Consider the following 11,793-nt stretch of genomic DNA (forward strand, 5'->3'; position numbering starts at 1 on the left):
TCCTACGGGGTGATGTCGGGTGATCCCCGGTCGCTCGGATCAGCCCTCACGCTAGGGCGCACCGGCGCCGCCGGGCTTCTCCGATCCTGATCGGTCGCCCCGGGGGCGGGCGACGGCTCGGGGAGGAGCCAGACCGTGGCCAGCGGGGGCAGCGTCAGCCGGACACTGGCCGGCCGGCCGTGCCAGGCGTGCGGCTCGGCCTCGACGGGGTCGGGGTGCGTGACCCCGCCGCCCCCGTAGACGGCCGCGTCGGTGTTCAGCACCTCGTGCCACACCGCGACGCCGTCCGGCACCCCGAGTCGGTAGTCCTCCCGCACCACCGGGCTGAAGTTCGAGACGGCCAGCAGCGGTGTTCCGTCCGCGGCGAGCCGCAGGAACGCGAAGACGTTGTCCTCGGCCGCGTCCGCACTCACCCACTGGAAGCCGGCCGGGTCGGTGTCCCGCTGCCAGAGGGCCGGCGTGCGGCGGTAGGTCGTGTTGAGGTCGCGGACGAGGTCCCGCACTCCCCGGTGGTCGGCCTCGGCGCCGTACCCCGGATCGAGCAGCCACCAGTCCGGCCCCTGAGCCTCCACCCACTCCCCGCCCTGGGCGAACTCCTGGCCCATGAAGAGGAGTTGCTTGCCGGGGTGGGCCCACATGAAGCCCAGGTACGCGCGGTGGTTGGCGCGCTGCTGCCACCAGTCGCCCGGCATCTTCGACACCAGAGCCCGCTTGCCGTGCACGACCTCGTCGTGGGAGATGGGCAGGACGTAGTTCTCGCTGTACGCGTACACCATCGAGAACGACATCTCGTTGTGGTGGTACTTGCGGTGCACGGGTTCGTGCTCCATGTAGCCCAGCGAGTCGTGCATCCACCCCATGTTCCACTTCAGTCCGAAACCCAGTCCGCCGCTGTCGGTCGGGCGGGTCACGCCGTCCCAGGCGGTGGACTCCTCCGCGATGGTCACCACACCCGGCGCCCGCCGGTACACGGTGGCGTTCATCTCCTGGAGGAAGGCGACCGCGTCCAGATCCTCGCGCCCGCCGAACACATTGGGCGACCACTGTCCGGAGTCCCGCGAGTAGTCGAGGTAGAGCATGGAGGCGACCGCGTCCACCCGCAGCCCGTCGACGTGGTACTCCTCGCACCAGTACACGGCGTTCGCCACGAGGAAGTTGCGCACCTCGGTGCGGCCGAAGTCGAACTCGTACGTACCCCAGTCCGGATGCTCCGCCCGACGGCTGTCCCCGGGCTCGTACAGCGGCTCCCCGTCGAAGCGGCCGAGCGCCCAGTCGTCCTTGGGGAAGTGGGCGGGCACCCAGTCCACGATGACCCCGATCCCGGCCCGGTGCAGGGCGTCGACCAGGTACTTGAAGTCGTCCGGGGTGCCGAGGCGGGCCGTCGGGGCGTAGAAGCCGGTGACCTGGTAGCCCCAGGAACCGCTGAACGGGTGCTGGGCGACCGGCATCAACTCGACATGGGTGAACCCGAGGTCCCGCACGTAGCCGGGCAGCACATCAGCCAGTTGACGGTACGTCAGTCCCGGTCTCCAGGACGGGAGATGGATCTCGTACACGGAGAACGGCGCCTCGTGCACCGGGACGTCACCGCGCCGGGCCATCCACTGCGCGTCACCCCACTCGTAGCGCGAGGCGTGGACGACGGACGCCGTCGCGGGGGGCACCTCCGCGCGGCGGGCCATCGGGTCGGCCTTGAGCAGACGCCGGCCGTCGCGCGCGGTGATCTCGAACTTGTAGAGGGCGCCCTCGCCCACCCCCGGAAGGAACAGCTCCCACACCCCGGAGGAACCGAGGGACCGCATCGGGAACGCCGTCCCGTCCCAGCAGGCGAAGTCCCCGACCACCCGTACCCCCTGGGCGTTCGGTGCCCAGACGGTGAAGCGGGTGCCGGTGACGCCCTGGTGGGTCATGGGCTCGGCCCCGAGCGCCTTCCACAGCTGCTCGTGCCGCCCCTCCCGGATCAGGTGCAGGTCGAGTTCACCCAGCGCGGGCAGGAAACGGTACGGGTCGTGGACCTCGTGGTCGGCGTCCTCGTAGGACACGAACAGCGTGTACGCGGGCACGGCGTCGAGCGGCAGGAGGACGGAGAAGAGACCGTCGCCCTCCGAGGCGAGGTAGGTGCGTTCGCCCTCGATCACGACGCTCACGGCGTGCGCGTACGGGCGCAGGGCCCGTACGGCGACCCCGCCGCCCGGCACCGGATGGGCGCCCAGCAGGGCGTGCGGATCGTGGTGTGCGCCGCAGAGCAGCCGTGCGCGCTCCTCGGGGGGCAGGGGAGGGGCGGCCACGGTCAGCCGGGGGCGGCGCCGGGGCGGACCGGCGGACTCGGGGGGCGTGGTGTCACGCAGAGCCACGGATTCAGTCTCCTCTCACGGCGAGACGCTCGATCGCCGCCATCGGTACGGGGAGCCAGTCGGGCCGGTGCCGGGCCTCGTAGAGGACCTCGTACACCGCTCGGTCCGTCTCGTAGGCGCGCAGCAGACCGTGCTTCTCGCGCGGGTCCCAGCCGGCGCGGGCGGCGTAGCCCGCGCAGTACTCCTCCCGGCAGCGGCGCGCCCACTCCGGGCGCCAGGGCCGGCGCTGCCGGGCGGCGTAGTCGAAGGAGCGCAGCATCCCGGCGATGTCCCGCACCGGAGACTGCGTGCCGCACCGCTCGGCGAGCGGACGGGACGGCTCTCCCTCGAAGTCGATGACGAACCAGTCCTGGCCGGCCCGCAGCACCTGTCCGAGGTGCAGATCGCCATGGACGCGCTGCGCGGGCGGCCCCGGGTCGCAGGCGAGCAGGGCGCGGAAGGCCGTTCGCAGCCCGGGGACGTACGGCCGCAGGGCCGGTACGGAGCGCGCGGCGGCGTCCAGCCGTTCGGTCATCGCGGCCGCCGTCCGCCCGGTCTCGTCATGGGCGCCGGTGGGGAAGGCCGAGGCCAGCGCGAGATGCACCTCCGCCGTGGCCCGGCCCAGCTCACGGGCCTGTGCCGTGAAGTCCTGCCCGGCGGCGAGCGCGCCGAGCGCCAGCGTCCAGCCGTCCGACGCGTCGGGCAGGAACGGCTGCAGCACACCGAGGGTCGCCGGGAACGGATCGATCGTCCGGAACCAGGCCACCGGCGCCGGCACCCGGCCGCATCCCTGCCCGGCCAGCGCGCCCGGCACCTCCAGATCGGGGTTCACGCCCGGCTGGACGCGCCGGAAGACCTTCAGGATGTACGCGTCCCCGTACACCAGCGAGGAGTTGGACTGCTCGGCGTCCAGCAGCCGGGGCGCCAGCCCGGCCGGTACCCGGGCGCCGGGGTCCGCCTCGAAACGCAGCGGGCCCGCCGAGCCGGGATGCCGCAGCCGTTCGAGGAGCAGCTCGGCCGACCGGGGGTCGTACAGCGCGTCGTACACCGTCAGACCGGCGAGCGGTCCCTCGTGGGCCTGCCCGATGAGCGCCCGGGCCAGGCGCGGCACCGGATGCTCACGCACTCCGAGCAGGAGCTGGTAGCAGTCGCCGGCCGGGGGTGGTCCGCCCGGCGCGGGCACCCCGCCGTGCGCGGGATGGCTCGGCTGACCGGTGTGCACGAGCAGATGCAGGCAGCCCGGATACAGCTCGGTCATCGACAGCAGGGCGAGCTCCGTGACCGGCCGGTCCTTGCCGGCGAACCAGCGCTGCCGCGGCAGCCACTCGCGCAGCAGTCCCGCCAGCGAGGTCATGAGACCGGCGGCGACCTCTTCGCCACTCGGGCGGAGCAGTGCGATTGCGGTCTTCGACATGGTGACGCGTCCTTTCGCCGGCCCGCGCTTCAACGCCCTAGGGCAGCGCGGGAGAGGACTCGGGAGAGCCGGAACCAGTAGAAGCCGTGGCCCGCGAGGGTGAGGAGGTAGGGCAGTTCACCGATGGCGGGGAAGCGGACTCCGCCGATGAGTTCGACGGGGTGGCGTCCTTCGTAGGCGTGCAGGTCGAGCTCGGTGGGCTGGGCGAAACGGGAGAAGTTGTTCACGCACAGCACCAGGTCGTCCTTGTACTCGCGCAGGTAGGCGAGCACGGACGGGTTGGAGGAGGGCAGTTCGGTGTAGGTGCCCAGGCCGAACGCCGGGTTCTGCTTGCGGATCTCGATCATCCGGCGGGTCCAGTGCAGCAGCGACGACGGCGAGGACATGGACGCCTCGACGTTGGTGACCTGGTAGCCGTAGACCGGGTCCATGATCGTCGGCAGTGACAGTCGCCCCGGATCACAGGAGGAGAAACCGGCGTTGCGGTCCGGGGTCCACTGCATGGGGGTGCGGACGGCGTCGCGGTCGCCGAGCCAGATGTTGTCGCCCATGCCGATCTCGTCGCCGTAGTAGAGGATCGGCGAGCCGGGCAGGGACAGCAGCAGGGCGGTGAAGAGTTCGATCTGGTTGCGGTCGTTGTCCAGGAGGGGCGCCAGGCGGCGGCGGATGCCGATGTTGGCGCGCATGCGCGGGTCCTTGGCGTACTCCGCGTACATGTAGTCGCGTTCCTCGTCGGTGACCATTTCGAGGGTGAGCTCGTCGTGGTTCCGCAGGAAGATGCCCCACTGGCAGTTCGAGGGGATGGCGGGGGTCTTGGCGAGGATTTCCGAGACCGGGTAACGCGATTCCCGTCGTACGGCCATGAAGATGCGGGGCATGACGGGGAAGTGGAACGCCATGTGGCATTCGTCGCCGCCGCTGGCGAAATCGCCGAAGTAGTCGACGACGTCTTCCGGCCATTGATTGGCTTCCGCGAGGATGACCGTGTCCGGATACAGCGCGTCGATCTCTTGGCGGACATGTTTCAGGAACGCGTGGGTGGCCGGGAGGTTCTCGCAGTTGGTCCCTTCCTCCTGGTAGAGGTAGGGGACGGCGTCCAGCCGGAAGCCGTCGATGCCGAGATCCAGCCAGAACCGCAGGGCGGCCAGCATTTCCTCCTGCACGGCCGGGTTCTCGTAGTTGAGATCGGGCTGGTGGGAGAAGAAGCGGTGCCAGAAATACTGTTTGCGGACGGGGTCGAAGGTCCAGTTGGAGGCTTCGGTGTCGACGAAGATGATGCGGGCGTCGGGGAACTGCTTGTCGTCGTCGGCCCAGACGTAGTAGTCGCCGTAGGGTCCGTCGGGGTCTTTTCTCGATTCCTGGAACCACGGGTGCTGGTCGCTGGTGTGGTTCATGACGAAGTCGATGATGACGCGCATGCCGCGCTGGTGGGCCGCGTCGACGAATTCCACGAAGTCGGCGAGGTCGCCGAATTCGGGGAGGACGGCGGTGTAGTCGGAGACGTCGTAACCGCCGTCGCGCAGGGGCGACTTGAAGAACGGCGGGAGCCAGATGCAGTCGATGCCGAGCCACTGCAGGTAGTCGAGTTTGGCGGTGAGGCCCTTGAGGTCGCCGACGCCGTCGCCGTTGCTGTCCTGGAAGGAACGGACGAGGACCTCGTAGAAGACGGCGCGTTTGAACCAGTCCGGGTCCCGGTCCTTCTGCGGCGTGTCCTCGAAGGTGTCCGGAACGGGCTCGTTGACGATCATTGTGTGGGTGACCCCCCGATCTGCGGGTTGGACGGTCGCAGGACGGTCAGTACGTGGGCGGGCGAGCGGCCCGGTTCCAGACGTACGTAGTTGTTCCTGCCCCAGGTGTAGACCTCGCCGGTGAGCTCGTCGCGCACCAGCACGGACTCATGCCAGTCCAGGCCGAGTCGCGGCATGTCCAACGAGACCGTGGCCTCCTGGGTGTGGTGGGGGTCGAGGTTGACCACCACCAGAACCGTGTTCGAGCCCGCGCGCTTCGAGTAGACGATCACCGCTTCCTGGTCGGCATGGTGGAAGTGCAGATCCCGTAGCTGACGCAGCGCAGGGCTCCGACGCCTGATCTCGTTGAGCTTGCCGAGCAGGGGCGCGATGGTGCGTCCGTCGCGTTCGGCGGCGTCCCAGTCGCGGGGGCGGAGTTGGTATTTCTCGGAGTCGAGGTATTCCTCGCTGCCGGGTTTGAGGGGGGTGTTCTCGCAGAGTTCGTAGCCGGAGTAGACGCCCCAGGTGGGGGAGAGGGTGGCGGCGAGGACGGCGCGGAGTTCGAAGGCGGGGCGGCCGCCTTCCTGGAGGAAGGCGTGGAGGATGTCGGGGGTGTTGACGAAGAAGTTGGGCCGCATGTAGGCGGCTGCTTCGCCGGCGAGTTCGGTGGCGTAGTCGGTGAGTTCCTGTTTGGTGTTGCGCCAGGTGAAGTAGGTGTAGGACTGCTGGAAGCCGGTGGCGGCCAGGGTGTGCATCATCGCGGGGCGGGTGAAGGCCTCGGCGAGGAAGATGACGTCGGGGTCGGTGGCGTTGATCCGGGCGATGACCTGTTCCCAGAAGACGACCGGTTTGGTGTGGGGGTTGTCGACGCGGAAGATGCGGACCCCGTGGTCCATCCAGTGCCGCAGGATCCGGACGGTCTCGGTGATCAGGCCGGGCATGTCGGCGTCGAAGGCGATGGGGTAGATGTCCTGGTACTTCTTGGGCGGGTTCTCGGCGTAGGCGATGGTGCCGTCGGGGCGGTGGTGGAACCACTCGGGGTGTTTGTGGACCCAGGGGTGGTCGGGGGAGCATTGCAGGGCGAAGTCCAGGGCCACTTCCATGCCCAGGGCGCGGGCCTGGGCGACGAAGTGGTCGAAGTCCTCGAGGGTGCCCAGGTCGGGGTGGACGGTGTCGTGGCCGCCTTCGGGGGAGCCGATGGCCCAGGGCACGCCGACGTCGTCGGGGGTGGGGGAGAGGGTGTTGTTGCGGCCCTTGCGGAAGGTGGTGCCGATGGGGTGGATGGGGGGCAGGTAGACGACGTCGAAGCCCATGGCGGCGATGGCGGGCAGGCGCCGTGCGGCGGTGCGGAAGGTTCCGTGGGGCTGCTCGGGGGTGCCCTCGGAACGGGGGAAGAACTCGTACCAGGAGCCGAACAGGGCCCGTTCGCGTTCCACCAGCAGGGGCAGCGGCTCGGAGGAGGTGACCAGTTCCCGCAGGGGATGGCGGGCCAGGACCTCGTCCACCTCCGGCGCCAACGCCGCCGCCAGCCGGTCGGCGGCCGGCAGGGTGTCGTCGCGGAGCTTGCCGACCACCGTCACCAGGACCGCGTGGAGGTCCGCCTCCGGCACCCCGGCGGCCGCCCGCACGAAAAGTTCGGCGCCCTCCTCCAGGACGAGCCCCGTGTCGATGCCGGCCGGGACCTTGATGCGGGCGGTGTGACGCCAGGTGGCGACGGGGTCGCTCCAGGCCTCGACGCGGTACGTCCAGCGGCCCTCGGAGGTGGGGGTGACCAAGGCACCCCAGCGGTCGGTGCCGGGAGCCAGTTCGCGCATCGGGGTCCACGGGGCCGGACGGCCCTCGGGGTCCTTGAGCACGACGTTGGCGGCCACCACGCCGTGCCCCTCGCGGAACAGCGTCGCGGTGACCTCGAATGTCTCGCCGACGACTGCCTTCGCGGGACGCCTGCCGCACTCGACGAGCGGGCGGACATCCCTGACGGGGACGCGGCCGACGGCCGGGGCCGGAGTCGGGCTCATGGGTCTCACCTCCGCCGTGCTCGGGGATCGGCGCTGGGCCGAACGGATGCTCTGCGGGTCCTACAGCCCTGCCGTGGAACGCCGACCGGACGGCGGACCACCTTTGGCGGAACGGCCCTCGCCGGTCCGGGGCGTGCCGCTCCCCTGACGGGCCCGGTCCTTACGGGTCTTGCCACCGGGCTCCTGCTGAGGACGGTCGCCCTGCTCCTGGAGACGGGCGGGCGGGCTCGTCTGCAGATAGCGCTCGGCGGCCGCCACGGCCTCCCGGGCACAGCGTTTGCCCATGAGGACGCAGAGCGTGTAGCCCGAGTCCTCGAAACTGTCCCGGGCCGCGCGGTCGGTCGGGGACGCGAGCATCACGCGTTCCCAGGTGCGGTAGCGCCGCAGATGTCTGGCCACCTCGTTCTTGGCGGGCAGCAGCATGTGCTGGTCCCTCCCGGCACTCTCGGCGGAGCACGCTTCCCGGGGGAGGTCGTGCACGGAGGGGCATCGACCCCTCACGGAACCGATGCCTTCACTCATGGTGCACGCGCAACCACCAGGCGTCTTGTTGGTTCTTCAACAACCTCGGGCGTCGCTCGTGTTGCACGAATGGCGTAGCCCTCCCACTCTGTAGGTGACTCAGAAGTAATCGGTGCTCACGCTTCGTGCATGCGCGGAGGGAGCTTCGCCGGTGAGGAGCCCACGACGATGAAGACCGCAGTGCCTCGCTACTACCACCTCGACGTGGAAGTCAGTCCGGAGCGGGTCGGGCAGGTCAGCCGCATCCTGGCCGCGCACCTCCGGTTCTGGGACCTGGAGACGCTCGTCCAGCCCGTCTGCCACAGTGCCGAACTCCTCCTGCACGCCATCGAGGAGCACGCGACGGACAAGAACACGTCGATCGAGATGTGGTGGAACGGTCAGCACCTCATCTCGGCGGTGGCCGAGAACGACCGGGAGCTGCGCCCCGACCGGGAGTTGCGTCCCTGCCTGACCCGTATCGCCGCGCTCAGCGACGGCTGGGGCTGTTGCTCCACGGACAACGGCAGCACGGTCATCTGGTTCACCCAGCGGGCCCCCGTCGACCAGAGCGCGCCCCTGGTGCCGACGACACCCGAGCCGGCCCTGCGCGCGATGCTCCAGGTGCCCCGCGAGACGCCCGTCGCGACGCTCGCCGGTGTGCCCGGCGGCGAGGCCCCGGACATCCTCGAAGACGCGCGGTGACCGTGCGCCCGGACCGCGAAGGGGTGCCCGTGTGGAGCGGGCACCCCTACCCGCTGGGCGCCTCCTACGACGGCACCGGCACCAACTTCGCGCTCTTCAGCGAGGTCGCCGACCGCGTCGACCTCGTCCTCGTCGACGACACGGGCCGCCATCGCGCCGTCCCGCTCACCGAGGTCGACGGGTTCGTCTGGCACGGCCGGCTCCCCGGCGTCGGCCCCGGGCAGCGCTACGGCTACCGGGTGCACGGCCCCTGGGACCCCGCCGCGGGTCACCGCTGCGATCCGGCGAAACTGCTCCTCGACCCGTACACCACGGCCGTCGACGGACAGGTGGACAACCATCCCTCCCTCCGCGAACCCGGCGCCGACAGCGCCGGGCATACCATGCTCGGCGTCGTCACCGACCCGTTCTTCGACTGGGGGGACGACCGCCCGCCCCGACGTCCCTACGCCGACACCGTCATCTACGAGGCGCACGTCCGCGGCCTCACCCGCACCCACCCCGACGTACCCCCTGAACTGCGCGGCACCTACGCGGGGTTGGCGCACCCCGCCGTCGTCGAACACCTCACGTCGCTGGGCGTGACCGCGATCGAGCTGATGCCGGTCCACCAGTTCGTGCAGGACGGCGTCCTCCAGGACCGGGGTCTCGCCAACTACTGGGGCTACAACACCATCGGCTACTTCGCGCCCCACAACGCCTACGCCGCGCACGGCACCCGGGGCCAGCAGGTCACCGAGTTCAAGTCGATGGTCAAGGCCCTGCACGCGGCTGGCCTCGAAGTGATCCTCGACGTGGTCTACAACCACACCGCCGAGGGCAACGAGAAGGGGCCCACCCTCTCCTTCCGGGGCATCGACAACAGCTCCTACTACCGCCTGGTGGACGGCGACTGGGCGCACTACTACGACACCACCGGCACCGGGAACAGCCTCCTGATGCGGCACCCGTACGTCCTGCAACTGATCATGGACTCGCTGCGGTACTGGGTCACCGAGATGCGTGTCGACGGCTTCCGCTTCGACCTCGCCGCCACGCTGGCCCGGCAGTTCCACGAGGTGGACCGCCTCTCGGCGTTCTTCGACCTGATCCAGCAGGACCCCGTGATCAGCAGGGTCAAGCTCATCGCCGAACCCTGGGACGTCGGCGAGGGCGGCTACCAGGTCGGCAACTTCCCGCCCCTGTGGTCCGAGTGGAACGGCAGATACCGTGACGCCGTACGGGACTTCTGGCGCGGCCGCCCCCATATGCTCGGCGAGTTCGCGTCCCGGCTGACCGGCTCCGCCGACCTCTACGAGCACAGTCGGCGCCGCCCGCGCGCCAGCGTCAACTTCGTCACCGCGCACGACGGTTTCACCCTGCGCGACCTGGTCTCCTACGACGACAAGCACAACGAGGCCAACGGCGAGGGCAACCGGGACGGCGAGAGCGTCAACCGCTCCTGGAACTGCGGCGCCGAAGGACCCACCAGGGACCCGCGGGTCCTCGCCCTGCGGGCCCGGCAGCAACGCAACCTGCTGGCCACCCTGCTGCTGTCCCAGGGCATCCCGATGATCTGCCACGGCGACGAGTCGGGCCGCACCCAGCGCGGCAACAACAACGCCTACTGCCAGGACAACGAGGTCTCCTGGCTCGACTGGCGGCTCGACGACGAACGGCGCGCGCTGCTCGCGTTCACCCGCGACCTGATCGCCCTGCGCGCGGCACACCCGGTGCTGCGCCGACGCCGCTTCTTCCGGGGCGACACCCCGACCCGCGCGGACCAACCGCTGCCCGACCTGGTGTGGCTGCGGCCGGACGCCCACGAGATGACCGACGCCGACTGGGACCGCTCCGACGCGCACGCCGTGGCCGTGTTCCTCAACGGTGACGCCATCGCCGAACGCGACCACGGCGGCAACCCCGTCGTCGACGACTCCTTCCTGCTGCTGCTGAACAGCCACTGGGAGCCACGGGTCTTCCGGCTCCCCGGCGCCCCGTACGGCGAGCGCTGGACGACCCGGGTCGACACGACCGCGGAACCCGACGGCGTCCCGGACGAGTCGGAGCACAAGGCGGGTGCCGAGATCACCTTGGCGGCGCGGGGGCTGATGCTGCTGTCCCGGCCCTCCCGGGCCGACTGATCCCCGGCCGTCCCGGTCAGGGTTCGCCGCGCGACGTGATCGTGAACTGGGCGCCGTCCGGGTCGCGGAGGACCGCCTCGTGCGCGTCCTGGGTGAGGACCGTGCCGCCGTGGTGCGTGGCGGCCTGGACACGGGCCGCCACGTCGGAGACGGAGAAGTGGACCTGCCAGTGCGGGCGGATCGTGGGATCGGGAGCGGCCTCCAGCGCGCCGGAGGTGATCCGGGCGACCACCTCGCCCTCGCTGCGCAGGACGACCTCGTTCGCCTCGTAGCGCACCTCGCAGCAGCCGGGCTTCTCGGTGGCCCACTCCAGGACCTCGCCGTAGAAGATCGCCGCGTCGAAGGCGTCCCGGGTGTGCAGCCGGATGAAGGCCGGGGCGGCCTTGCGCCAGGTGTCCCAGTCGGTGAAGAGCGCGCCCTCCCAGATCCCGAAGGAGGCGCCGTGCCGGTCCGCCAGCAGGGCGGCGCGTCCGGGCGGGAAGGAGAGGGGGCCGACCGCGACCGTGCCGCCGCGTTCCCTGGCCCGGGACGCGGCCGCGTCGGCGTCCGACACGGCGAAGTACGGGGTCCAGGCCACCGCCATCTGCCACAGGGAGGCCACCCCGGCGATGCCGGCGACCGGCACCCCGTCGGCGAGCGCGATCCGGAAGTGGTCGCCGAGCTTGGCGGTACGCCACTGCCAGCCGAGCACGGCGGCGTAGAAGTCCTCCGTGGCCGGCAGGTCCCGGCTGGTGAGGCTCACCCAGCAGGGCGCGCCGAAGACGGAATGGCTGGAGACGACGTTCTCGTCGTCCCGGTGATTGCTGTCGCAGTTCATGGCAGTCGTGTCCTGGTCTCGTCCCTCGGCGCAACCCGGCCGCACTCCAGTGTCCAACCGGATCCGGGGCCGGTGCGCGTCGAGTACCCCGGGACGGGCTTCCGACCCCGGTGGCGGCGCGATCTTCGGACGGCCGTTCGGGTGGTGACTCAGAG

General features: G+C 70.5%; 8 protein-coding genes. 2 read left to right on the forward strand and 6 right to left on the reverse strand.

Annotated elements, in window-relative coordinates; all coding sequences use genetic code 11:
• Positions 1–2: 2 nt before the first annotated feature.
• The 5 genes from glgB to GWK25_RS21275 are packed head-to-tail and all read right to left on the reverse strand — an operon-like array spanning position 3 to position 7,915.
• Entirely contained in the window at positions 3–2,354 is a 2,352-nt protein-coding gene (gene glgB, locus GWK25_RS21255) for a 1,4-alpha-glucan branching enzyme (RefSeq protein ID WP_308404277.1), read from the reverse strand.
• 4 nt (positions 2,355–2,358) lie between these two features.
• A complete protein-coding gene (locus tag GWK25_RS21260) occupies positions 2,359–3,747 on the reverse strand; it encodes a maltokinase (protein ID WP_215452121.1) in 1,389 nt (462 codons plus the stop codon).
• 29 nt (positions 3,748–3,776) lie between these two features.
• Positions 3,777–5,495: a maltose alpha-D-glucosyltransferase gene (treS, locus tag GWK25_RS21265; RefSeq protein ID WP_215452122.1), complete on the reverse strand. Its 1,719-nt coding sequence runs from the start codon at positions 5,493–5,495 to the stop codon at positions 3,777–3,779.
• A complete protein-coding gene (locus GWK25_RS21270) occupies positions 5,492–7,492 on the reverse strand; it encodes an alpha-1,4-glucan--maltose-1-phosphate maltosyltransferase (RefSeq protein ID WP_215452123.1) in 2,001 nt (666 codons plus the stop codon). The genes treS and GWK25_RS21270 overlap by 4 nt, the downstream gene beginning before the upstream one ends.
• Before the next feature lie 60 nt (positions 7,493–7,552).
• Complete coding sequence (locus GWK25_RS21275) at positions 7,553–7,915, reverse strand: DUF5133 domain-containing protein (protein WP_215452124.1); 363 nt, start codon at positions 7,913–7,915, stop codon at positions 7,553–7,555.
• 267 nt (positions 7,916–8,182) lie between these two features.
• Between GWK25_RS21275 and GWK25_RS21280 the strand changes: the two genes are divergently transcribed.
• Both GWK25_RS21280 and glgX read left to right on the forward strand, forming a co-directional pair.
• Complete coding sequence (locus GWK25_RS21280; RefSeq protein WP_215452125.1) at positions 8,183–8,698, forward strand: pep a2; 516 nt, start codon at positions 8,183–8,185, stop codon at positions 8,696–8,698.
• On the forward strand, positions 8,695–10,821 hold the full coding sequence (gene glgX, locus GWK25_RS21285; RefSeq protein WP_215452126.1) for a glycogen debranching protein GlgX: 2,127 nt from the start codon (positions 8,695–8,697) through the stop codon (positions 10,819–10,821). Before GWK25_RS21280 ends, glgX begins: the two co-directional genes overlap by 4 nt.
• A 16-nt stretch (positions 10,822–10,837) precedes the next feature.
• Here glgX and GWK25_RS21290 read toward each other — a convergent pair whose 3' ends face one another.
• Entirely contained in the window at positions 10,838–11,638 is an 801-nt protein-coding gene (locus GWK25_RS21290; RefSeq protein ID WP_215452127.1) for a VOC family protein, read from the reverse strand.
• Positions 11,639–11,793: the final 155 nt, after the last annotated feature.

Source organism: Streptomyces sp. ATCC 21386, assembly GCF_018728545.1.
Taxonomy (GTDB): Bacteria; Actinomycetota; Actinomycetes; order Streptomycetales; family Streptomycetaceae; genus Streptomyces.